Source organism: Streptomyces sp. NPDC021356 (genome assembly GCF_040641015.1).
In the GTDB taxonomy this organism is placed as follows: domain Bacteria; phylum Actinomycetota; class Actinomycetes; order Streptomycetales; family Streptomycetaceae; genus Streptomyces.
Genome location: NZ_JBFACU010000031.1, coordinates 76688 through 98866 on the forward strand (window position 1 = coordinate 76688; position 22179 = coordinate 98866).

Annotated in this window: 17 protein-coding genes and 4 pseudogenes; 6 read left to right on the forward strand and 15 right to left on the reverse strand. The window is 70.3% G+C overall.

Going from position 1 to position 22179, the window contains the following annotated elements; all coding sequences use genetic code 11:
* Positions 1-8: 8 nt before the first annotated feature.
* The 3 genes from AB0G56_RS32205 to AB0G56_RS32215 all read right to left on the reverse strand — a co-directional run bounded on the left by AB0G56_RS32205 (position 9) and on the right by AB0G56_RS32215 (position 3420).
* Entirely contained in the window at positions 9-1166 is a 1158-nt protein-coding gene (locus tag AB0G56_RS32205) for an SIS domain-containing protein (protein WP_360976403.1), read from the reverse strand.
* A complete protein-coding gene (locus tag AB0G56_RS32210; protein ID WP_360976406.1) occupies positions 1163-2458 on the reverse strand; it encodes a D-tagatose-bisphosphate aldolase, class II, non-catalytic subunit in 1296 nt (431 codons plus the stop codon). The genes AB0G56_RS32205 and AB0G56_RS32210 overlap by 4 nt, the downstream gene beginning before the upstream one ends.
* 173 nt (positions 2459-2631) lie before the next feature.
* On the reverse strand, positions 2632-3420 hold the full coding sequence (locus AB0G56_RS32215) for a GntR family transcriptional regulator (RefSeq protein ID WP_360976409.1): 789 nt from the start codon (positions 3418-3420) through the stop codon (positions 2632-2634).
* Positions 3421-3849: 429 nt separating this feature from the next.
* On the opposite strand from AB0G56_RS32215, the gene AB0G56_RS32220 reads away from it, so the two are divergent.
* The 4 genes and pseudogenes from AB0G56_RS32220 to AB0G56_RS32235 all read left to right on the forward strand — a co-directional run.
* On the forward strand, positions 3850-5925 hold the full coding sequence (locus AB0G56_RS32220) for a glycoside hydrolase family 36 protein (protein ID WP_360976412.1): 2076 nt from the start codon (positions 3850-3852) through the stop codon (positions 5923-5925).
* Between the two features lie 560 nt (positions 5926-6485).
* Positions 6486-6689, forward strand: a pseudogene (locus AB0G56_RS32225) (integrase core domain-containing protein); the annotation flags it as partial.
* A 132-nt stretch (positions 6690-6821) separates the two neighbouring features.
* On the forward strand, positions 6822-8072 hold the full coding sequence (locus AB0G56_RS32230; protein ID WP_360976415.1) for a PP2C family protein-serine/threonine phosphatase: 1251 nt from the start codon (positions 6822-6824) through the stop codon (positions 8070-8072).
* Positions 8073-8171: 99 nt separating this feature from the next.
* Positions 8172-8566 (forward strand): annotated as a pseudogene (locus tag AB0G56_RS32235) (IS5/IS1182 family transposase); the annotation flags it as partial.
* Between the two features lie 84 nt (positions 8567-8650).
* On the opposite strand, the pseudogene AB0G56_RS32240 reads toward AB0G56_RS32235, so the two are convergent.
* From AB0G56_RS32240 to AB0G56_RS32285, 10 genes and pseudogenes are all read right to left on the reverse strand, one after another.
* A pseudogene (locus AB0G56_RS32240) lies at positions 8651-8914 on the reverse strand (SDR family oxidoreductase); the annotation flags it as partial.
* On the reverse strand, positions 8868-9032 hold the full coding sequence (locus tag AB0G56_RS32245; protein ID WP_360976418.1) for an SDR family NAD(P)-dependent oxidoreductase: 165 nt from the start codon (positions 9030-9032) through the stop codon (positions 8868-8870). The gene AB0G56_RS32245 and the pseudogene AB0G56_RS32240, both read right to left, overlap by 47 nt.
* A gap of 59 nt (positions 9033-9091) precedes the next feature.
* Positions 9092-9889, reverse strand: a complete 798-nt coding sequence (locus AB0G56_RS32250) for a maleylpyruvate isomerase N-terminal domain-containing protein (protein WP_360976421.1) — start codon at positions 9887-9889, stop codon at positions 9092-9094.
* 305 nt (positions 9890-10194) lie between these two features.
* Positions 10195-10488 (reverse strand): annotated as a pseudogene (locus AB0G56_RS32255) (NADP-dependent oxidoreductase); the annotation flags it as partial.
* A 69-nt stretch (positions 10489-10557) separates the two neighbouring features.
* Positions 10558-11013, reverse strand: coding sequence for a hypothetical protein (locus AB0G56_RS32260; RefSeq protein WP_360976424.1), 456 nt, complete (start codon positions 11011-11013; stop codon positions 10558-10560).
* A gap of 142 nt (positions 11014-11155) precedes the next feature.
* Entirely contained in the window at positions 11156-12319 is a 1164-nt protein-coding gene (locus tag AB0G56_RS32265) for a serine hydrolase domain-containing protein (RefSeq protein ID WP_360976427.1), read from the reverse strand.
* Positions 12320-12413: 94 nt separating this feature from the next.
* On the reverse strand, positions 12414-13520 hold the full coding sequence (locus AB0G56_RS32270) for a serine hydrolase domain-containing protein (protein WP_360976465.1): 1107 nt from the start codon (positions 13518-13520) through the stop codon (positions 12414-12416).
* Positions 13521-14769: 1249 nt separating this feature from the next.
* Positions 14770-15837, reverse strand: a complete 1068-nt coding sequence (locus AB0G56_RS32275) for an alkene reductase (RefSeq protein ID WP_360976430.1) — start codon at positions 15835-15837, stop codon at positions 14770-14772.
* A gap of 71 nt (positions 15838-15908) precedes the next feature.
* Positions 15909-16559, reverse strand: a complete 651-nt coding sequence (locus tag AB0G56_RS32280; protein WP_360976433.1) for a class I SAM-dependent methyltransferase — start codon at positions 16557-16559, stop codon at positions 15909-15911.
* Between the two features lie 18 nt (positions 16560-16577).
* Complete coding sequence (locus AB0G56_RS32285; protein WP_360976436.1) at positions 16578-18083, reverse strand: MFS transporter; 1506 nt, start codon at positions 18081-18083, stop codon at positions 16578-16580.
* Between the two features lie 135 nt (positions 18084-18218).
* On the opposite strand from AB0G56_RS32285, the gene AB0G56_RS32290 reads away from it, so the two are divergent.
* Positions 18219-18791, forward strand: a complete 573-nt coding sequence (locus AB0G56_RS32290; RefSeq protein ID WP_360976439.1) for an XRE family transcriptional regulator — start codon at positions 18219-18221, stop codon at positions 18789-18791.
* A gap of 30 nt (positions 18792-18821) precedes the next feature.
* Here AB0G56_RS32290 and AB0G56_RS32295 read toward each other — a convergent pair whose 3' ends face one another.
* The gene (locus AB0G56_RS32295; RefSeq protein WP_360976442.1) at positions 18822-19880 is read right to left on the reverse strand and encodes an NAD(P)/FAD-dependent oxidoreductase; all 1059 of its coding nucleotides are present in this window, start codon (positions 19878-19880) and stop codon (positions 18822-18824) included.
* Between the two features lie 175 nt (positions 19881-20055).
* On the opposite strand from AB0G56_RS32295, the gene AB0G56_RS32300 reads away from it, so the two are divergent.
* The gene (locus AB0G56_RS32300; RefSeq protein ID WP_360976468.1) at positions 20056-20565 is read left to right on the forward strand and encodes a hypothetical protein; all 510 of its coding nucleotides are present in this window, start codon (positions 20056-20058) and stop codon (positions 20563-20565) included.
* 426 nt (positions 20566-20991) lie between these two features.
* Here AB0G56_RS32300 and AB0G56_RS32305 read toward each other — a convergent pair whose 3' ends face one another.
* Positions 20992-21789 (reverse strand): DUF1963 domain-containing protein, encoded by a 798-nt coding sequence (locus AB0G56_RS32305; protein WP_360976445.1) that lies wholly within the window; start codon positions 21787-21789, stop codon positions 20992-20994.
* Between the last annotated feature and the right edge of the window lie 390 nt (positions 21790-22179).

Sequence of the window (22179 nt, forward strand, 5' to 3'; positions counted from 1 at the left end):
GCCTTTGATCAGTTGTGCAAGGAGTGCAGGGTCACGCCCTGCACGACGCGGTTGATCTCACCCGAGGGGAACGGGTTGTCGGCCCGCAGGCCCTGGGCCTGGGAGGCGCGCAGGGCGATGAGCTGGGCGTACACCACAGCGGACAGCGCCAGGGCGACGTCCTCGACGCCGTCGAGGCCCGGCAGCGGCCAGGCGTCGTTGCCGTCCGCTTCCGCGTCGGGGCCCGCGGAGACTGTGACGACGCTGCCGGCGGGAAGATTTCCGCGCAGCTCCGCGGAGATGTCCTGGTCGTACTTGCGGGTGTAGGGGTCGTTCGACATGTACACCACGGCGACCGAACGGTCGTTGAGCACCGCCTTGGGACCGTGCCGGAATCCCAGCGAGGTCTCCGAGACGGCCATGAGCCTCCCACCGGTGAGTTCGAGCACCTTCAGCGCCGACTCCTCGGCGAGGCCCTTCAGCGGGCCGCTGCCCAGGAAGACGATGCGCTCGGGCACGCGGGCCACGAGGGCGCCGACGGTGCGGTCCACGGCGTCGCTCTCGCAGATCGACTCGACCGCCTCGGCCAGGCGTTCGGCGACCCCGTCGTAGGCGCTGCCGCCGAGAGCGAGCAGTGCCGCGAGCGTCATGCACGTGAAGCTCGACGTCATGGCGAAACCGCGGTCGTTGGACGCGGCCGGCATCAGCAGCACGTGGGACTTCGGCAGCTCCGCGTGCTCGCGGGCCAGGCGGCCCTGCTCGTTGCAGGTGATCACGAGGTGGTGCACCTCGGAGAGGACCTGGTCGGCCAGGGCGGTGGCGGCCACGGACTCCGGGCTGTCACCCGAGCGCGCGAAGGAGACCAGCAGCGTGGGAACGTCCTCGGCGAGACAGCCGCGGGGGTCGGCGACGAGGTCCGTGGTGGGGACCGCGTCGACGCGGCGTCCCAGGCGCCGGGCCAGGGCGGGCTGGAGCACCTGGCCCGCGAACGCGGAGGTGCCGGCACCGGTGAGTACGACGCGCAGGTCACCGCGGGCGACGAGCGGACGCACGAAGGCGTCCAGCGACTCCCGGGAGGCCGCGACGATCCGGTCGACCTCCCGCCACAGGGCGGGCTGCTGGGCGATCTCGCGGACGGTGTGGGCGGCGCCGTCGTCCAGGGACAGGGCGCCGGGGGGCGTGGTCACACGTGCTCCATCAGGTGGGGGTGGGAGGCGCGGTCGTAGTCGCGCAGAACGTCGCGGACGTGGTCCACGGCCAGGTCGCGCGGCCGGGCGGCGAGCTCGCCGTGGCGGACGCGGGCGTACTGGAGCGGGAGGTGGGCGCTGAGCAGCGGCAGGGGGATGTCCACGGCCGAGAGGTTGTCCATCAGCCGGGCCTGGGCCTTTTCGATCTCAGGGTCGGGCCAGTAGTAACGCATCCGGTCGCTGTAGCTGTAGCGGCGTGCGAGGCGCTGCTCGGCAGCGCTGCCCGGGTAGTAGCCCTCCCACTTGGCGGGCTCGGCGAGCATCCGCTCCTCGACGACCTCGGGCAGGCGTGACTGCTCGGCGGCCGGGACCAGCTCGTCCTCGATCGCGGCGAGGGCGAACAGCGCCTCGCGCAGGGCGAAGGTCAGCCCGGGGCCCACCTTGAGGACCGCCCAGTGGTCCTCGACCAGCGCGGTGAGCGCCTCGGCGGTCTGGTAGTCGGTCGAGTGGGCCTCGTAGACCATGGTGGGCTCGTCGTCGAGGACCTTGCGCAGCTCCTCGGTCAGCTCGCGCCGGTAGTCGACGACCTGCACATGGTCGAACTCGACGGCCGGCTGGACCACGAGGGCCATGACGCGCGGCCAGACCTCGTCGATGCCGTGCTGGGCGAACGCCTTGCGGTGCTGCTCCAGAGTGGTGCGCGCCGCCTCGGGCGTGGTCGGGACGAGCGCGTCGAGCGTCTCGTGCGCGCCGCCGGGTGTGGGCACCTCGGTACCGATCACGTACCGGATCCGCTCGGCCCGCTCGGGGCCGGCCGTCTCCTCGGCCACCCGGATCAGCTGCGCGGCGCGTTCGGCGACCACGTCGTCGGTCAGCGGTACGGGGTCACCGGCGCAGGCGAAGCTGCAGTCCAGGTGGATCTTGGTGAAGTCCGCCGCCACGTAGGAGGCGACCAGGGCGTCGGCCCGCTCCATCGCCTCGTCGGGCGTCAGGGACTGCCACCGGTTCGGTCCGAGGTGGTCGCCGCCGAGAATCACGCGGTCCAGTGGCAGACCACTTTCGGCGGCTATGCCGTACACGAGGTCGCGGAAGTCCGCGGGCCGCATGCCCGTGTAACCGCCGTACTGGTCGACCTGGTTCGAGGTCGCCTCCACCAGTACATGACCGCCGGTCTCCCGTGCTTGCACCACGGCTGCCTCGATGACCAGCGGATGAGCCGAACACACCGAGGTGATGCCCTGCGGCTGTCCGGCCTTCTGACGCCGGACCACCTCGCTCAATGGGCTCTGCATTGCCAACCCCTTACTCAACGTGTATCGCAAGCCAATGTGCCGTCATGGCCTGCGGCTCATTTTGGACAGTACTGGTCTTATTGGGGGTCGTCAATAGTCTTATTCTGGTATGCATCTGGTATGCACAGGAGCCGACAGGTCCGCGGTGATCGTCCCAACCGATTGGTGATCGTTTAAGTCTGGTTGGTGATGGAGGCCCGGAACCGGTAGCGATCCCCCCGGTAGACCTGGACGGTCAGTTCGATCGGGCGTGATTCCTGGTTCGACGTCAGCTGGGTCGCGACGAGCATCGGCATGGTCTCCTCGATCTCGAACAGCTCGATCTCCCGTGGCGTCGGGTGGCGGGCCTCGACCGAATAGTCGGCGATGCGGGGCAGCTGCGGCGGGTCGGCGGCGCGCAGGGTGGCGTAGAGCGAGGCCGTATTGAAGTCGGTCTCGGCCAGGGCAGGGCAGGCCGCCAACGGAAGCCGGTTGTGCTCGAGCACGACGAGCAGGCCGTCGAGGAAGCGCAGTCGGTGGAGGTCGAAGAGGTCGGCGCCCGGAGCGATCCGGAGCTGCTCGGCCTCGGACACCGTGGCCGGGCGAACGGTGGCGGAGAGCACCTTGCCGGCCGTCGTCAAGCCGTTGACCTGCGCATAGTCGGCGAACCCCTGGACCTGCGGGGCCGCCGAGGCGGACGTCATCGTCGCCTCGGGGAGCAGACCGAGCTCGGCGACGAACCACCCCCGCGACGACGACGGCCGCACGATGCCCCGCGACTCCAATTGCGCGAGGGCCGCTCGCAGCGTCACGCGCGACACGGCGTACCGGTCGACCAGAGCCCGTTCGGAGGGCAGCCGGTCACCGGGGCGGGCGGCAGCGGCACGCAGGTCGTCGAGCAACTGCTTGGCTGTGCGCTCGTACAACGGGAGGACGTCGTCACCGAACAGGCCTCTGGGCATCGATGTTCTCACATCTGTCATACCAGAAGCATACCAATCCGATCGACGGTGCGAACCCTCGACCAGGAGGCCCACCCGTTGACATGCCACTCGAATACCGCTTACGTTCTCGAAGCAGGCCACCCGATGATGAAGAAGTCGCCCGTGAGCGACCTTCCGTTTCGCCGTGCCCCGGGCACCCGCCGGGGATCGAGGCAGCGTTGGCGCAGCTCACCGAGGATGCCCGCCCGCTACCGCCGGAGGTGACCTCGCACTGGGGTTCCCGTTCGCACGATACGCCGTCCCCTGACCTCAGCCGACCCACTGCGTAGACCGGTAGTAGACCAGGCATCGACCAGCCATACGGACGGTCGCTTCGTCGCGAGCGTGCGGCTCGACTTCGACGATCCACAACGACGGACAAGAGGCGGCTGCCCCAGTCGGGCAGGCACGACCGAAAGAGAGTTCGACATGACGGACATGAACCGGCGAAGCGTACTGAAGGTGGCGCTGGGGGGTGCCGGCCTGGCCGCCTTCCCCGCCGTGGCCATGGGCGCCTCACCCGCGGCCGCCGCACCGAACTCGGATCCTGACCTCGTCGGAGTCGGGGACACCTCCATCACCCTGGAGTTCGACGACCAACTGCGCAGCCGGGTGGCGCTCAAGGGCGTCGACCTCACCCGCTTCGACGCCGGTGAAGCCCTGCTGGTCGGCGGTAAGGCCATCGACGCGTTCGCCTACCGCGGGCACCGGACCCGCGACACCCGGCACCCCCGCCACGGCGCGGGCGTCCGGGTGACGATCGAGGGCACGTCCAAGGAAGGCGTACAGAAGACGGTCGTGCTTACCTCCTTCGAGCGTCTTACCGGCATGATCGTGATGAAGGTGACCTACACCAACAGATCCTCCACCGTGCTGAAGGTGACCGGGTGGCGCAACGGAGCCCACGAACTCCTGGGGACTCCCGGCGGCTTCTACACCTTCTCCGGTACCACGCACACGGACCGCCGCGACTGGGTGATGCCGGTGAAGGACGGCTATGTCCAGGAGAACTCGTTGGGGATGGACTCCTCCGACTATGGCGGCGGCACCCCGCTGGCGACCGTCTGGCGCCGGGGCGCGGGCCTCTCCGTCGGGCATGTCGAGCCCGTGGCGACGGTCCTGCGCATGCCGGTCCGCAAGACGGCCGCCGGAGCGAGCATCGCCATCCAGGACGACACCGCCCGCACCCTGAAGCCGGGCCGTCGGCTCAGCACCGACACCACGTTCCTGACCGCCCTCCCGGGCGACCACTTCGTGCCGCTCCAGCGGTACCGCGACTACATGAGCGACATCGGCCAGCGCGCCCCCAAGGTCCCCGCCTCGGCCTTCGAGCCCATCTGGTGTGCCTGGGGCTACGAGCGCGGCTTCGCCACCGAGCAGGTCACCGGAGCGCTGCCGAAGGCGCACGAGGTCGGTCTGCGCTGGGCCGCGCTCGACGACGGCTGGCAGACCAACGAGGGCGACTGGGACATCAACACGGTGAAGTTCCCGCGCGGCGAAGCGGACATGCGGGCCTTCACCAAGGAGATACGGGACGCCGGTCTGCGGCCGCGCCTGTGGTGGGCCCCGCTGGCGGCGGACCCCGACAGCAACCTGTTCCGGGACCGGCCCGACATGCTGCTGCTGGACCGCGACGGCAACAAGCAGGACGTCACCTGGTGGGACGCCTACACCCTCTGTCCGGCCTACCAGCCGACGGTGGACTACTTCGTCGAGCAGGCGAAGAGGTTCATCGGCGACTGGGGTTACGAGGGGCTCAAGATCGACGGCCAGCACCTCAACAGCGTCGCGCCCTGCCACAACCCGAAGCACCGGCACGCCCGCCCCGAGGAATCCACCGAGGGCGTGGCCCTGTTCTGGAAGGCGATCCACGAAGCCGTGCACGAGGCGAACCCCGACGCCCTCGTCGAGCTCTGCCCCTGCGGCACCGCCTTCGCCTTCCACAACCTGCCCTACGTCGACCAGTACCCCAGCTCGGACCCGGAGTCCTCCTACCAGGTCCGGAGCAAGGGCAAGTCGATGAAGGCGCTGATGGGCGCGGGCAGCAGCTACGCCGGCGACCACGTCGAGCTGAGCGACGGCGGGAACGACTTCGCGTCCTCCTACGGGGTCGGAGCCGTCCTGTCGACCAAGTTCACCCTCCCCGGAACCGGAGCCCCGGACAAGGCGACCGACCTCACCCCGGAGAAGGAGGTCCTCTGGCGCAAGTGGGTGTCCCTGTACGAGAAGAACATGCTGTCCACCGGCGAGTACCGCGGTGAGCTGTACGACATCGGCTTCGACAAGCCCGAGGCGCATGTCGTGGCCAAGAAGCGGACCCTCCACTACGCCTTCTACGCCGACCAGTGGGACGGGACGGTCGAGCTGCGCGGTCTGGGCCGCACGCGGTACCGCCTGACCGACCCGTTCACCGGCAAGTCACTCGGAACTGCCACTGCTCGGCACAACACCCTGAAGCTGTCCTTCGAGCGGTTCCAGCTCATCGTGGCCGAGCCCATCGGCTGATCAGCCGGGGCGGCCGGGCGGCCGTGGCGACACTCTTGATAATGCGAGTGGCGTGCCACAGGCCTTCCGGGCCCCCGCTTCTCCACCTGTGACGTGGAGTCCCGCATGCCCCGCCTGGTACCGGACACCCCGCCGCAGCGCGTCCTCGCGGCCACGAAACTTCGTCTGCACCATGGGCTACGGCCTCCATCTGACGGCCGGGGTGCTCCACTTCACCGAGGCGGTCCACCTTCCGGCAGGTCAGGTGGGGCTCGGACTCGGCTCGGCCGGTGTGGCCGCGCTGGTCCTGGGCGTCACCGTCGGTCATCTGGCGGACCGGCACGGCGCGCGCGGCGTCCACGCGGTGACGCTCACTGTCCAGGCGCTGGCCACCAGCTGCTTCGTAGGCGGACACCTTCTGGCTGTTCGTGGTCACGGTCTGCGCGGCCGCCGGGGCGAGGGCGGCCGGGACAGCCGCCGGCTCCCCGCTCATCCGGCTCTACGGAGGAGACCGGCCGCAGGAGTTCCGGCCCTGTCTGTGTGCGGTGACCAACTTCGGCAAGCTGACCGACACCCGCCCCTGGCCCAGCTGGGCAGCCGCCCGCACCGCGATTTTCGAGTGGATCGAGAGCTGGTACAACTCGCAGCGGCTGCACCGCAGCCTCGGCTACCGCACACCCGCCGACTACGAGGCCGCCCTTGCGGGCCTGACCATCACACCGATGGTGTCCGTCAAAGCGGAACAAGCTCAACGGCTGCGCCGCTTGCGAGCATGCCCGCGGTGAGGTCTGTGGCCAGCATGCGTGTGTAACGACCCGCTTACGTAACTGCTCGCTCCTTCTGCCTGCTCAAGTCTTCGCACAAGCACCTCAGCGGCTCGAGATGCCGACGGCCGTCGCCGGCCTCGCCTCTTCGTCATGGTCCTGGGCTTCGCCACGACCTTCCTTGGTCGGCTGTCGGCTGCTGGGGGGTGCGGCCGGGAAGGCGGCGCGCGAACACGCCGTGCCGCAGGCGCGAAGCGCTCGCGTGCCAGCCGTGCCCGTGGCAATATGGGGAAAGTGCGGATCAAGCAAGACTTCCTGCCGCACCGAAGGACGCAGAGTCATGCGCTGCTGGCGATTCCTGTCGCACTCATCGTGGTGATCACGGCGGTGGACCAGCTTGTGCCGGAGGACGTCCACCTCAGTCCGTTGCTGGTCGTCGCTCCCGCAGTCACCGCCTACTTCGCCAATGCCGGGGTGACCGCGCTGATCGGATTGCTCGCCGTGGGCGCGCAGGCGTACATCGGCTGGCACTTCGACGTGCTCACGACACGCAACGTCCTGGTGCAGATCCTCGCCCTGGCGGTGCTGTCCGCCATGGTCGTCATCTTCTGCGTGATACGCGATCGCCGCAGCCACCAGCTGGCACGCATGCGGACCATCGCCGAGGCCACACGGCACGCACTGCTGTGGCCACTGCCCGACCGGCTCGGCTGCGTGCAGATCGCCGTGCTCTATCTGGCCGCCGAGGACGATGCCCAGATCGGCGGCGACCTTTACGCCGCCACCCCCACCGAAGCCGGCACCCGCGTCATGATCGGCGACGTACGAGGCAAAGGCCTGCCCGCCGTCGGCGAGGCGGCCCTGCTCATCAGTGCCTTCCGGGAAGCCACTCACCAGCACGCCACTCTGCCGACGCTGGCTGCCGCCCTGGAACGCAGCGTCACCCGGAACCTGGCCCACCTGGGGCCCACCGCGGAAGCCGAGGAACGCTTCGCCACCGCGCTGCTGGTGGAGATTTCCGACGAGGACAACATCACCCGGGTCATCAGCTGCGGGCACCCGCCACCGCTGCTGCTCAGCTCCAACGGCGCCGGCACCGTCGCGCTTCATCCGGCACTCCCCCTCGGGGTCGGCGGCCTGGGACCGACCGATGACACCGTCGACGTCTTCTCCTTCGAACCCGGCGACACACTTCTGCTCTACACCGACGGCGTCATCGAGACCCGCAACGCCGACGGCACCTTCTACCCACTCGCCGAGCGGGTCGGTCAGTGGGCGGCCCGCCGCCCCGAGGAACTGGTGCATCTTCTGCGGCACGACCTGATCGCGCACGCCGGCGGCCGACTCGACGACGACGCCGCGGTCATCGCCCTGCGCCGCACAGGCTACGGCCACCGACAGTAGACACCAGCGGCTCACCCGTGCGGCAGCGTCCGAGGCTGCCGCACGAAGGCGGCGGGAGGCTTCGTCGCGCATGGTGATCCTGTCGGTCCTCGCCTGCGAGCGGCGAGCGTGCAGGACTGCGTCGCCGGCGCTCGGCTCTTGGACCAGGTCGCCGCTGACCACCCCGGCATCCGCAAGGTGTGGCTGGACGGTGGTTACCGCCGGCACCTCGTCGAGCACGCAGCCACCCTCGGCATCGACATGGAAATCACCGACCGCACCCCTGGGGCCATGGGATTCACCCCGATCCCGGAACGGTGGGCGGTCGAGCGGACCTACGGCTGGCGGATCTGCACCGACGCGCCCGCGACTACGACTACGAGACTCTGTCCGCCCGCTCCGAGGCCGTGATCCACCTCGCCATGACCGACCTCATGGCCCGCCGCCTCACCGGCGCGAACACCATCTCCTGGCACGACCCCGCAAAGGCACACCAGCCGCAGATGTCTGGATGAAACGACGGGAGAAGTCGGCCTCTTACTCGCGGCCTCCGATGGGAGGAACAGGAACGCCGCGGCCTGTTCCTCCGGCTGGGGCACGCGGCCGAGGTTGACGAAGTGCGGTCCGGGCACCGTCGGGCCGTGCGCCCTCTGGTCGACGTCGACCGCGATGGCGGTCGCGGTGCCGCCCGGGCAGACGGGGTTGGAGCGCATGCCGTTCTTCCGGTACATCACCGCCAGCGACTTCGTCAGTCCCACGACACCGTGCTTGGACGCCGCCCGCCGTGCTGCCGCAGGGAGGCTTCGGAGGCGGTGTTCACGTGGTGCCGCGGCCTGCTGCCGGCATGTGCGGCAGTACGGCACGGGCGAGGAGGAAGGGGGCCAGATCGACCCTGATGACCCGCTCCCACTCGGGGTCGCTCACGTCGGCCAGGGCCGACATGCTGTCCATGATCCCGGCGTCGTTCACCAGGACGTCCACGTTGGACCGCGTGCGGGCGCCCTTGCTGTTGGCGCCCCCGCCGCACGAGCGCTCATCCCTCAGTAGCCGCTCAGGAGGGCGCGTACCCTGCGCAGGGCCTGCGGATCGGCGCTGCTGTGCCAGCGTGACGGGTCGGCGGGACGCCGTCCCCACAGCAGCAGCACCCGGGTGGCGGCGTCGCTCTCGATCGTGGCGGGACCTTCGGGAGCGGCCAGGCGGATGCTGCATCCGTCGCCGTCGCCGTCGCTGTAGTCGTCGGTGTCGGCACGCACGACGACGTCGTCCGTGCCCGGCGTGCGCAACCGTCCTTCGAACGGTCCGCCGCCGGGTCCCAGGTCCAGTCCGGCGCGGCCCCGGGCCAGCAGCGGGCGGCCGACCGACACCACACTGTGCTCGGTCATCCATGGTTCGTCGAGTGCCCGCACGGCGGTGGGGTCGTCGCCGGTCAGGTCCCAGCGGTGCAGGATCAGCTCCTCGCGCATGTGTTCCGCGAAGAACGTCACTTCCACAGTCCGGCCGGTCCACACGACCTCCGTGTGCGGGGACAGGTCCCGCGCGGCGGCAGCGGCGGTCTCAGCGAGCTGTTCGCAGTGGCCCAGGAAGGCGGCCCAGAGTTCCGGGTCGGACATCCGCCGGTACGGGGCCTCACGCTCGAAGCCCCTGGTCTCCACAGGTGTTCCCGCGAGGCACGCCTGGAGCACCCGGGCCAGTTCCTCGGCGTTGCCCGTCTGGTGGACCAGGATGTCCCGTACCGTCCACGCCTCGCACCAGGTGCCGTCGTCGGGTCGCCGCGCCTGCACGGCGCGGAGGAACGGGACCAGTTCCGGCAGGGTCTCCTCGACCCGGGAGGGGATCATGTGCGATGGGTATCCCGACCGGGCCGCCCGTCAAACCGGCGGTGTCCCGGGGACCGGCCGCGCCCCACCGGGACCGGCCGGCCCGGTGGGGAGGAAGAAGGACAGTCCCGCGGCGGCGGCCCCGCCCAGCACCGCTGCCGTCCAGTACGAGGGTCGGCTCCCGGCGCGTCGAGAAGAAGGCGACCGTCGACGAACCCCCGCCACCAGGGCCGGTGGTTCCGCTCTGACCTGACCTGACCTGGCATTCCAGGCTTCGGCGAGCGGCCGCCGAAGCGATGCGCACGCGAGCGGCGGCCGGACCAGACCTACGCGTGGCCCCGCACGATGATCTTTCCGGTGTTCTTGCCGTGCAGCATTCCCAGGAACGCGTCCACAATGTGTGCGAACCCGTCCGCCACCGTCTGGTCCAGCGCCAGCCGGCCGCTCTGCAAATGGGGGACCGCGACCTCATACAGCTCGTCCTGCAGGTCGCGGTAGTTGCTGACCAGGAAGCCCTCCATGCGGAGGCTCTTCTGAACGATGTCCGAGTGGTTTACGTGTGGCGGGGGCGCGTCCTGGCTGTTGTAGCGGCTGATGGTACCGATCCGGACGATGCGCCCTGCCGTACCCGGGCCTGGCGCCGGCATTCGCGTTCAGCAGGCATTACCGTGTGACGCCTGCCCGTGACGCTATCCGCCCACCATCGCCCACCACCGTATCCCCAGAGCGGTCCACTCCGCCCGCTGCTCATCGGACAGCTTGTCGGCCCGGCGCCGGGTGTCGTCGACGACGGCACGGGGCTTGATCTCGGTCCCGTCCGGCAGGGCTTCCGCCGCCTTGCGTGGCCCGGAGGTGTCCCTCCCTCTCGAAGAACTGCCGCGCAGCCGCGAGGTACCCAGCCCCCGCCGCCGCCCGCCGCCCCACCGGCCGTACCGCGCCCCCACCGGGTCGGCCGAGCTCAACGAGATGGTCGACCGCTGCGGCCTGGAGGACGAAGGCCGTCGGCTGCGTTCACGGACCGCACCACGCGGGGGCGTCGTCGGACCGGCCGGGGCCGTGGGGACGAACGCCTGCGGGCGGCAGCGGCCGTCCGCGGCGAGGCCGATCTTCGTGGTCAGCCCGCCGGGGGAGTGTCCGGGCGGCATGGTCGTGCGGTTCGCCGGCCGGGGCCCCTTGTCACAGGCCCCGGCCGCGTGCCGGTGCGCACGCACGATCGTCGAACCGACAGCCACGGCCCAGCCCGGATGGCCGAGGAGACAGGCTCTGCGCTGCGGGTCCGGGCGGAAGTCAGCGGCAGAGGGCCGCGTCGACCGCGTCGGTCATGCGCTCGGCGGTGGGCGCGTCCGGGATGGTGGTGACGGCGATGTTGACGGCACGGCCGTCCTCCGTGACGCCGCCCCGGGTCCGGTAGCCCACGGAGGTGCCGCCGTGGCCCCAGACGAGGCCGCCGCAGGTCAGTGGCCTGCTCTGGATGCCCAGGCCGTAGCGGACGCCAGGGCCCAGGAGCTCGGCAGGGACGGTGGTGCGCATCTGGGCGAGCTGGGCGGCGGGCAGCAGACGGCCCGTCAGGAGCGCGCTGTAGAAGGTGTTGAGGTCGGTGTTGGTGGAGACGACCGCCCCCGCGGACCAGGCCATCGAGGAGTCCATCTCGGTGTAGTCGATCAGCGGCGCGTCCGGGCCGGTGTTCAGGTAGCCGTGCGGGTGGGGCTCGCGGAGGGCGGTCTCCCCGGTGGCAGGGACGTAGGTGTGGCGCAGGCCGATCCGGTCGATGACGCGCTTGGTGACCTCCTCGCCGAAGGGGCGGCCGGTGACCTTCTGGATCAGCAGGCCGGCCACCAGGTAGTTGGTGTTGCTGTACTCCCACTGGGCGCCGGGCGCGAAGTGGGCCTTCTGGGCCAGTGCCCCGTCGAGGAGTTCACGCGGCTCGAAGTAGCGGTACTGGATGGTGGTGAAGTCGGTCAGCGCGGGGGCGTCCATGTATTCGGGCAGGCCGCTGGTTTGCTGGAGCAGCTGGCGGACCGTGATGTTCCGGCCGTCGATGCCGTCGCCGCGCAGCAGGCCGGGCAGGTAGGTGTCCACGCTCGCGTCCAGGCCGACCTTGCCCTCGGCGACCAGTTGCAGGACGACGACGGCGGTGAACGCCTTGGTGTTGCTCCCGGCCCGGATCTGCCCGTCGACCGGGACCTTGGCCCCGGTGGCCAGGTCGCCGACGCCGGCGGTGTACGTGCGGCTGCGGCCGTCGCGGCCCTTGACGGTGGCGAGGGCGGCGGGCATCCCGTCGTCCTTGACCAGCGCGTCGAGGCGCTGCTGCACGACGTCCGGGCGCGGTGCGGCGGAGGCCGCGGTCGGGGCGATGGCGGTCAGCGCGAGCCCGGCGGCGGCCGTGGCCGTCGTGGCGTACCGCGCCATGCGGACGCGGCGCGCCGTGCGCTGCGGGGTGTGTTCGTTCATCGGGGCTCCAGTGGTGGGAAAAAGAGGGGGAGGTGCGAGGCGGTGCGGCGGGGTGGCCGGCGCCGAGGACCGGCGCGGGCCACCCAGGGGACGATCAGCGGCAGAGCGCCTCGTCCACGGCCTGGTCCGCGTGCTTGTCGGCGTCGGCGTTGCCCGTGACCGTGGTCAGGGTGACGTTCACGGCGCGGCCGTCCTCGGTGGTGCCGCCGAAGGTCGAGTAGCCCGGGATCCCCCCGCCGTGCCCCCAGGAGAGCCCGCCGCAGGAGAGCGGGCGGCTGATCAGGCCGAGGCCGTAGCGGACCCCGGGGCCGACCGCGTCGGCGGGGACGGTGGTGCGCATCTGGGCGAGCTGGGCCGCGGGCAGCAGACGGCCGCCGAGCAGCGCTTCGTAGAACCGGGTGAGGTCGGTGTTGGTCGAGACCATCGCGCCGGCCGCCCAGCCCCAGGACGGGTCCAGCTCCGTGTAGTCGCGCAGCGACCCGTCCGCGGCACGCTGGTAGCCCTTGGGGTGGGCCTCGTGGATCGTCATGTCCCCGGGGACGGGGAAGTAGGTGTGGCGCAGGCCGATCCGGTCGATGACGCGCTTGGTGATCTCCTCGCCGATAGGGCGTCCGGTGACCTTCTGGACGATCATGCCCGCCAGCAGGTAGTTGGTGTTGCTGTACTCCCACTGGGCGCCGGGCGCGAAGTGGGCCTTCTGGGCCAGCGCGGCGTCGAGGAGTTCGCGCGGTTCGAAGTAGCGCTTGGGGTCGTTGAGGATTGCCTCTTGGTTGACGTAATCGGGCAGGCCGCTGGTTTGCTGGAGCAGCTGGCGGACCGTGATGTTCCGGCCGTCGATGCCGTCGCCGCGCAGCAGGCCGGGCAGGTAGGTGTCCACGCTCGCGTCCAGGCCGACCTTGCCCTCGGCGACCAGTTGCAGGGCGACGACGGCGGTGAACGCCTTGGTGTTGCTGCCGATACGCACCTGCCCGTCCCCCGGGACCTTGGACCTGGTGGCCGCGTCGCCGACCCCGGCGGTGTAGGTGCGGGTACGGCCGTCGCGGTCCTTGACGGTGGCGAGGGCGGCGGGTACCCGGTCCTTCTGGACCAGGGCGTCGAGGCGCTGCTGCACGACGTCCGGCCGCGGTCCGGCCGAGGCCGTGGCCGGTGCCAGGATGCCGGCCACCACGGCGGCGGCCACCGCGGTCACGGTCACCGCCACCCCGCGTCGGCGACCGGGGAGGCGGTTCGGACGGTGGTGCTGCGGTGCGTGTTCGTTCACAGGAAAGCCCCTCTGGGTAGGGCGCCGGAGCTCTTCTCGGCGCCCTCCAAGAGGACCATCCGACGGACCGTCAATCCGTCCGCGCAGAGGACGAATCCGTACCCGGGACCGTGCTCCGGGGCGGGGCCGGGCATGGGACCGTACTCCCAGGGCCGTACGGCTCTCCATCCGCGCCCACCGCGCATCGGTCGACGACACACATCAACCAACAATCGGATGCTCCGCAGGAAACGGCCTGGCCTCAAGCCACCGGGGCAAGCACCGACGGGCCGAATCAGCGGCGGCAAGTGACATCAGAACTCATCGCGATCGGTCACGCCGAGAGCCCACCATCGGCTCCCCGACACGTTGCGAAAGGACTCCGGCTCAGACCTCCATAGCCACCTGGTCCTCGCCGCCGTCGCCCGTACACCGACCACGACGTCCTCGCCCCGGGGCCCGTTCCAGAGCTGAGGGCAGACCTGCTCGATCTGGTCGCGCCGGTGGACATGTCCCAGTACTGCTCGGCGATGTCATCGGGTCGACGAACGGGAACTCCGTGGTCGTCGGCCTCAGGGGCCCCAGCCTGGTCGATGAGTGTGCTCAGCTCGCTGCGGGTGATCGTCGCGCTGACGGAAGGGTTTTGCAGATGCCAGCGTCGGCCGGTTCACCGTGGCGGGAGTAGAGGCAGTTGCGGGCGGCGGATGCTGAGCGGGGCCAGGCCGCTGAGACCGGGCAGCGGTGGGCCGCCGTGGTGGTCAGCCGATCCCACCATTGCGAGGTCGCCTTCCCGCAGAGGCGGGTGTCCGTCGAGGGACGGGAACCGCCGCACAGGGCGGTGACGCCCTCGTCATCAGCATGCCGAGTTCATCGCCGCGGCCCGCTCCGCGCTGCGCACGCTGCGCCGGCCCGATGAGCTGGCCCTCGGCCCCCGCAGAACAGCCGCCTGGGTACGGACCCACGCCATGCCGTTGGAGGGCGTCCTCCGCAACGTCATCCACCCACTCGCGGGCGCGGAGTCCGCGGGTGCCGCGCCGAGCATCTCGTCCGTCTTCTCCGCTGGGGAAGTGCGGCACGGCGATGTGCTCCCCGTCCGCGGCGGGCCGTGCCGGCGGACGTCGCCCGTCGCGAGGTACCCAGGTTTCCGGTCGGGTGACGGTTGGCCAGATTCCAGGGCGGCGAGGGTGACTTCTCGGCCCCCGGGCCCTCGTTACATGGACTGGTAGTCGGTGTAACCGCGTTGGTCACCACCGTAGAACGTGTTCGCGTCGGGCTGGTTCAGGGGTGCCTGGGTCTGCCAGCGCCGCACGAGGTCGGGGTTCGCGATGAAGGCGCGGCCGACAGCGACGAGGTCGGCCTGGTCGTTGTCGAGTAGTGACTGGGCGATGGTGGCGTCCGTGACCGGGGACCAGCCGTTGCTGACGATGCGAGGGCCGCCGAAGCGGTGGGAGAGGTCCTCGATGAGAGGCGTGGTGGGGTCTCCGATGGTGTGCAGGTAGGCCAGCCCCCTAGCGGAGAGGGCGTCCACGAGCGTGCGGTAGGTGGCGGCGGTGTCGTCCGCGTTGTCCTCGATGGCCCCGTGGAGGTTGATGGCGGGTGAGATGCGGATGCCGACGCGTTCGCTGCCGATGGCGTCGGAGACGGCCTGGGCGACCTCGATGACGAAGCGGGCGCGTGCCTCGGGGGTGCCGCCGTAGGAGTCGGTGCGCTGGTTGGTGTTGGGGGCGAGGAACTGGTGGAGCAGGTAGCCATTGGCGGCGTGGAGCTCGATGCCGTCGAGTCCGGCGTCGACGGCGGCCCGTGCGGCGTGGGCGTATTCGTCGATGACGGAGGGTATTTCGTCAGTGCCCAGTGCGCGGGGGGTGGGGTGGGGCTGAGGTCCGGTGGCGGTGAATATCTCGCCGGGTGCGGCGATGGCGCTGGGGGCGACGGTTTCGGCGTGGTGCTTGTTGTCGGGGTGTGAGATGCGTCCGGCGTGCATGATCTGCGCGACGATGCGCCCGCCGTGCTGGTGGACAGCGTCGGCGACAGTGCGCCAGGCGGCGGTCTGGGCGGGGGTGTGCAGGCCGGGTGAGTTCATGTACCCCTGGCCCACGGTGCTGGGTTGCACGCCTTCGGTGATGATCAGCCCGGCGGTGGCTCGCTGGCCGTAGTAGGTGGCCATGAGGTCGGTCGGTACGCCGTCGGGGGTGGCGCGATTGCGGGTCATGGGTGCCATGACGATGCGGTTGTTCAGTGTCCACTTGCCGACGGTCACCGGCTCGAAGAGGTCTGCCATGGGGGGTCTCCTGGAAAGAACGAGGCTGCGCGCGTCGTGACGAGGGTCAGCCGGGGTGCGGTCGGGGGGTTTCAGATGCGCCGGACGGCGACGACAGTGTCGGTCACGGTTGCTTTCTGGCCGTCCGGGCCGGTCGCCTCGCGCTCGGGGGATGCCAGGCGGGCGGCAGCGAACCGATCGGGGTCGAGGGCGAGTTCGTCGAAGATTTCCCTCGGGCGGGGGAAGCGGGTGTCGGGGTCGGTGTTCCAGGCCCAGGGGCGCACCGAGCCGTGGTCGACGATGAGGAGGAGCCCACCGGGGGTGAGGGCGTGGGCGGCCCGGCGCAGAACGTCGGCGCGGGGCAGGTTGTAGGGGGTCTGGAGATACTGGGCGGAGACTAGGTCGAACGTCCCGGCGGGGAAGGTTTCGGCGAGGTCGTGCTGCTGGGGGCTCACGCGGTCGGCGACGCCTGCGCGGGCTGAGTGCTGGGTGACGCGTCGCAGTGCGGTGGGGGCGATGTCGACGGCGGTGACTTGCCAGCCGTGGGTCGCGAGCCAGACGGTGTCGCCGCCTTCGCCGCAGCCCAGGTCCAGGGCCCGTCCGGGCGGGGTGAACTGTGCGGCGGTCTCGGCGAGCACCGGGTTGGGGTCACCCTTCCACACGGCGTCCTTGCCGCGGTAGAGGTTCTCCCAGAACCGTGCCGCCTCGGCAGGGGCCTGAGCTCCTCGGGTGGGGTCGTTCATCGGGGTGCGCCTTTCCGGTCAGTGGGTGGGCACGGGGGCGGTGGGCTGTGCGTCTGCGGGGGTCTTGGATGTTTTCACCAGGACGGCCAGGGCGAGGACGGCTGCGGCCAGGAGGGCACCGGCGACGATGAACGCGATGCGGTAGCCGTGCAGGAAGCCCTGAAGCTGCAGGGCGCGGGATGCTTCGCCGCCGGCCGGGGTGCGGGGGTCGAGGTAGCCGGTGACGGCGGCGAGGTAGAGGGTATTGAGGAGTGCCGGGCCGAGGGCCGCGCCGATCTGCTGGCTGGTGGTGAGCGCGGCGCTGGCCACTCCGGCGTCGCGCGGATCGACGCCGGACAGCGCGACGTTGGGGCCTGCCAGGAAGAACAGGCCCACGCCCACACTCACGAGGATCTGGGTCGGCAGGACCTCCCCGGTGTAGCCGGAGACGCTGTCCAGGCGGGTGAGCCACAGCAGCCCTGCGGTGGCCAGGGCGGTGCCGGCGACCATCAGGGGCTTGAGGCCGAAGCGGGTGACGAGGGGTGCACCGAGTGTGGTGGTGGCGATGATCCCGGCGCTGAAGGGCAAGAAGGCGATGCCGGCCTGCAGCGGGGTGTAGTGGAGGTTGACCTGGAGGAAGTACGTCATGAAGAGGTTCATGCCGAACATGCCGGCGCCGATGAGGAGGTTGGCCAGGAACACTCCGGCACGGTTGCGTTCCATGACTACCCGCAGCGGCAGCAGGGGGTGGGCGGTGCGGCGTTCCACGAGCACGAACGCGGTCAGCAGCAGGACGGCGGCCGCCAGGAGGATCACGGTGGCGGGAGCTGTCCAGCCTCCGCCGTCGGCGGCCTGGGTGAAGCCGTAGACAAGGGCGACCAGTCCACCGGTCACCAGCAAAGTGCCGGGAAGGTCGTAGTGCCGGTTTCCGGCGGCGCGGCTCTCCCGGACGAAGGGCCGGGTGGCGAGAGCGACGGTCAGGGCGATGGGGACGTTGACGTACATGCACCAGCGCCAACCCGCGTACTCGGTGAGGACGCCGCCCAGGAGGAGCCCGACGGCTCCTCCGCCGCCCTGGAACGCGCCGAAGATCCCGAATGCCTTGGCGCGTTCATTGGGGTCGGTGAAGGCAACGGTGATGAGGGAGAGCGCCGCGGGTGCCAGGAGCGCGGCGAAAGCACCCTGCAGGGCGCGTGCGGTGAACAGAGTGCCCGGGTCGGGCGCCAGACCGCCGAGCATGGAGGCTGCTGCGAAACCCAGCAGGCCGATGACGAGGATGCGCTTGCGCCCGGCGAAGTCGGCGATGCGCCCGCCGAGGAGCAGCAGTCCTCCGAAGGCGAGTGCGTAGGCGGTGATCATCCACTGGCGGTTCGCGTCGCCCATCGCGAGGTCGCTCTGCGCCTGCGGCAGCGCGATGTTCACGATGGACACATCCAGCACGACCATGAGGGTGGCGACCGACGCGACGATCAGCGCCATCCACCGGCGCGGATCCGGCACATCCGCATCCGGGACCTTCCCGGCGGTGCGAGCGGGAGTAGACATCGGCAGCTCTCCTGAGCGATGAGGGGCGGGATTGCCTCGGTGTGAGCTACGGGTGCGTGGCTCACGTCGCCAGGAGAGTGCGCCCAGGCCCCGAACAGTTGCAATCCGTCATGCCGGTTCAGCAAGATTCGACGCATGGACGAATTCAAGAACGTGCTGGCCGGCGTCGGACCCCGGCTGCGGGACCTGCGCCGCCGGCACGCCATCACGCTGGCCGCGCTGGCCGAACTCACGGGGATCTCGGAAAGCACTCTCTCCCGCCTGGAGGGCGGAGGCCGCAAACCCAACCTGGAACTCCTGCTGCCCCTGGCCCGGGCCTACAACGTCCCGCTCGACGAGCTCGTCGGCGCTCCGGAGACGGGCGATCCCCGCCTTCATCTGCGCCCCGTCACGCGCGACGGCATGACGTACGTGCCGCTGACCCGCAGGCCGGGCGGCCTGCACGCGCACAAACTCGTCATGAGCCCCACCGCCGGCGAGCCCGAGCTCCGGACGCACGAGGGCTATGAATGGATCTACGTCCTCAACGGCAGGTTCCGCCTTCACCTCGGCGACCGCATCCTGGTCATGGCGCCGGGGGAAGTCGCGGAATTCGATACCCACGTCCCGCACTGGCTGGGCCCCGACAACGACCAGCCGGTGGAGCTGCTGGTCATCTTCGGCAAGCAGGGCGAACGCGCCCACCTGCGAGCCCGCCCCACCCCCTGACGCCCTCGCGCCCGGGCGTATGCCCTCCCGTCACCGGCCGGATTCGGGGGGCAGCATCGAATCCAGGCCGTGCCGGCGATCGCCCAGGACCTGCTCGCACACGAGTGCCTCATCGGCCGCGCTGAAAACCTGGGCGGACCGGCGGCGAGCCACTGCCGCGTCGGCGTCGGCGTTCACCAGGTCGGCGTTGATCGCCGCAGCCGCCGCCACACCGGACGCCTGCGCCGCGGGCAGACCGCCCATCAAATCGGTGACGTTGCCCGCCACATACACCCCGGGAGCCTTGGTCGCACCGCCCGGCTCGGAGGGAACACAGGTGCCCACACCCATGGGGTGCTCCACCGGGTCGACTCCCAGGCCGGACAGGATCTCGCCGCGCGCCACGAACCGTGGCGCCACCACCAGCGCGTCCACGGGGACCCGCAGGCCCGAGGCCAACCGGACACCGCTCAGGGCGTCGTCCGTGACATCCAGGCCGGACACCTCACCCTGCACGACCTCGATGCCGCGTGCCGCGAGGCGCTCCCACTGCTCCTCGCTCGGCTCGGGGCCGGAGTGAAGGAAAAGCGTGACACGCGGTGACCACTGGCGGAACAGCAGCGCCTGGTGCACCGATGCGGCGCTGGTGCCCAGCACCCCGATCGTCCTGTCGCGCACTTCCCAGCCGTGGCAGTACGGGCAGTGCAGCACGTCGCGCCCCCACCGCGCCCAGAGACCCGGCACCTCCGGCAGCTCGTCCACCAGGCCCGTCGTCACCAGCAGACGGCGGGCACGAAAGGTGCGGCCGCTCTGCGTGCCCACGACGAACCCGCCCTCCGTCCGGCGGGCCGACGTCGCGCCTTCCTGGAGCAGCGTGCCTCCGTAGAGGGCGACTTCGATACGACCGGTGCGCAGCAGATCCCGTGGCGACACCCCGTCGCGCGACAACAGGCCGTGGGCCGCGTCTGCGGGGGCATTGCGTGGTTGCCCGGAATCGAGTACCAACACCGAACGCCTGGCCCGGGCCAGGGTCAGCGCACCCGACAGACCTGCGGTTCCACCGCCGACGACAACGACATCGAACTCCTCCGGCATCTCTTCCGTGTTCATCCGGCACACAGTGCTGCGCCCTCGTCGGTGATGCCACTCCTCTTGCCGAACCGGCAAAAGACAGCCGGCCGCCGGTCGTCACCGACGACATGCCGCACGCCGTGCTCCGCCGCCGCGCGAACGGCGAGACGGTCGAAGAGATCCAGCCAGACCTAAACAACCGGAGCCAGGACTCCTGCGCGTGATGACGGCCCTGAAGCACCTGCCGCCACTCCTGCTGGGACGCCGCTCGGAAGTACTGGCCACCAACGCGCTGCTCGTCGAGGTCCTGGGGACGGCGTTCAAACCGGGATCCTCTTTCGTGCGGTGGCTCCTGCTGGCCGAGGCCGCCCGCGCGCGCATCGTCGACTGGGCCGACTACGCCCGCGCCGCCGTAGGAGCGCTGCGCTACGAGAGCGGCCGATACCCGCACGACCGTGCACTCGCCGCGCTCATCGAAGACCTGCGTGTCCGAGAACCCCATGTCGACCGGTGGTGGGACGACCAGGGTGTCACCGACCGCACATCCGTCACCAAGCGCATCGCGCACCCGGTAGGCGGCCCGCTCGAGTTCGGCGTCGAAGCGGCGGCACTTCCCCAGTGCCCCGACCAAAAGCTGGCCATCTACACGGTCGAGCCCGACACCCCCACTGCGCGCATTCTCCCCCCACTCCTCAGCTATGCGCCGCGAGCCGCCCGCGCGTGAGGCAGTCCTGGCTGTGACGGCCTGCCGGACCGCCTCTCGTCGAAACAAGTCAGCCACGCATGCAGAACGTCAGGGATCACCGGTCGCGTCAACTGAATGCCGAGGACGACTCCACGCCCGCGCCAAGACCCAGCGAGGCGCGCAGCGAGCAACTCACCCTTCACGTCGGTGAGTTCGTGACGACGTATCACCACACCATGATCCACCACCTAATGATCTCCGAAGACGGACCCTGGTTGCCGAGCCTGTTGTCGCTCAGGAACGAGAGGATCTTGCGCCTCGCGAGTGAACAGGCCTCCGCGTGCCGCGGCGAGAACGGCTTGACGAAGCACCGAAACACCGAAGCACCAACTGGCGGTCACCGCCCGCGCTGACGAAATACCGTGTTCCCCGCGGGGCGCACCACCCCATGGGCAAGGCCGGGCGTCATGCCCTGTCGACGTGGACGTACACGCGGTCGAAGCGCAGCAACGCCAGGTCCTGGCGGCGGATCATCCAGCTGACGACGTACGAGTCCAGCTCGCGGATCTGTTCACCGCCACGCCAGGTGGCCAGCAGGACCCAGTCGTCGGTGTCCGCCGCGGCGTCGCCGGTCTCCGAGTCGTCGTCCCTGGCGAGGAGAAGAGGGTCGTCGTTGAGGACGACAGGGTGGGCGCCGAGTGCGAACGTCCAGGTCGGCCAGGAGCCCCCCACGTGTGTCCAGGCGCTCTGCAGCTCCTCGGCGAGTTCGTACTCCTCGTCGTCGGGGGCGTCCCACCTGGCCTCCGCGAAGCTCTCCGGCATCGGCGGGGACAAGTGGTGCCACATCGTGCGCATGTCCTGCGACTCGAACGGCCCGTACCCGGTGTCCACACGCCGGGCGGCCGCCGGTGTCCCGGCGGGGACATGGCACACCGCGTCACTCATCGGGCCATGCAGGCCCAGCTCCATGTCGGCGAAGAACAGCAGGTGGCCGGCTGACGGCAGGGGGAGTCCGGTGGCGCCCTGAGGTATCAGCGCGCAATCGGCGCGGGCGATCAGGAGGTGACAGGGATCCGGGACGCCTTCCGGCAATACCGGATCACCACCCATCCGCACCGCGAGCGGACCGTCACCGCCCTGGGTGAAGAACGTGCCCGGCACAGCGGCCCGTATCCACTCCTCGACCTCCTCCGACGGCAGACCACGGGACGCCGCCTCGGCGCGGAAGCGACGCACTCTGTCGGTATTCCAGTCATCGATCACAGCCACACCCTAGCCAGGAGCATGGACCCCGCAGGGGGTTCGCAGCCGCGGCAGCGGTTCCCCGTCGCCAGGGCAACCGACCCGGCCGAGCGTCCTATGAGTTCCCGGCGCCGGGCGGCCTGCTCCGAAAGCGCCACAGGCCGACGACGCCCCGAGAGAGCCCCTGAGGCCAAGGGGCGGGACGGCCGCCGCGCACCTGGCATATCCGGGACACCTGTCTGTACCGATATGCAGGCCGGATCGCCGATGTGCGGCAAGTCCGGCGGCGAACTGTCACGACACCCTCTGCACCCCCGGCCGGAAGCACCCACCGTGGACCGGCCTTGTGCGCCCGCGAAGACTGTGCGTACATCGACCTGGGCGTCCTGAGCCACGGGCCTTCCGGCGGCG

Excerpts from the sequence above, each read along its gene's own strand:
- AB0G56_RS32280 (WP_360976433.1), bottom strand. The coding sequence starts at position 16,559 with ATGAACGACCCCACCCGAGGAGCTCAGGCCCCTGCCGAGGCGGCACGG.
- AB0G56_RS32260 (WP_360976424.1), bottom strand. The coding sequence starts at position 11,013 with ATGCCGCCCGGACACTCCCCCGGCGGGCTGACCACGAAGATCGGCCTC.
- AB0G56_RS32285 (WP_360976436.1), bottom strand. The coding sequence starts at position 18,083 with ATGTCTACTCCCGCTCGCACCGCCGGGAAGGTCCCGGATGCGGATGTG.
- AB0G56_RS32250 (WP_360976421.1), bottom strand. The coding sequence starts at position 9,889 with ATGATCCCCTCCCGGGTCGAGGAGACCCTGCCGGAACTGGTCCCGTTC.
- AB0G56_RS32220 (WP_360976412.1), top strand. The coding sequence starts at position 3,850 with ATGACGGACATGAACCGGCGAAGCGTACTGAAGGTGGCGCTGGGGGGT.
- AB0G56_RS32230 (WP_360976415.1), top strand. The coding sequence starts at position 6,822 with ATGGTCCTGGGCTTCGCCACGACCTTCCTTGGTCGGCTGTCGGCTGCT.
- AB0G56_RS32215 (WP_360976409.1), bottom strand. The coding sequence starts at position 3,420 with ATGACAGATGTGAGAACATCGATGCCCAGAGGCCTGTTCGGTGACGAC.
- AB0G56_RS32210 (WP_360976406.1), bottom strand. The coding sequence starts at position 2,458 with ATGCAGAGCCCATTGAGCGAGGTGGTCCGGCGTCAGAAGGCCGGACAG.
- AB0G56_RS32295 (WP_360976442.1), bottom strand. The coding sequence starts at position 19,880 with ATGAACACGGAAGAGATGCCGGAGGAGTTCGATGTCGTTGTCGTCGGC.
- AB0G56_RS32265 (WP_360976427.1), bottom strand. The coding sequence starts at position 12,319 with ATGAACGAACACACCCCGCAGCGCACGGCGCGCCGCGTCCGCATGGCG.
- AB0G56_RS32275 (WP_360976430.1), bottom strand. The coding sequence starts at position 15,837 with ATGGCAGACCTCTTCGAGCCGGTGACCGTCGGCAAGTGGACACTGAAC.
- AB0G56_RS32290 (WP_360976439.1), top strand. The coding sequence starts at position 18,219 with ATGGACGAATTCAAGAACGTGCTGGCCGGCGTCGGACCCCGGCTGCGG.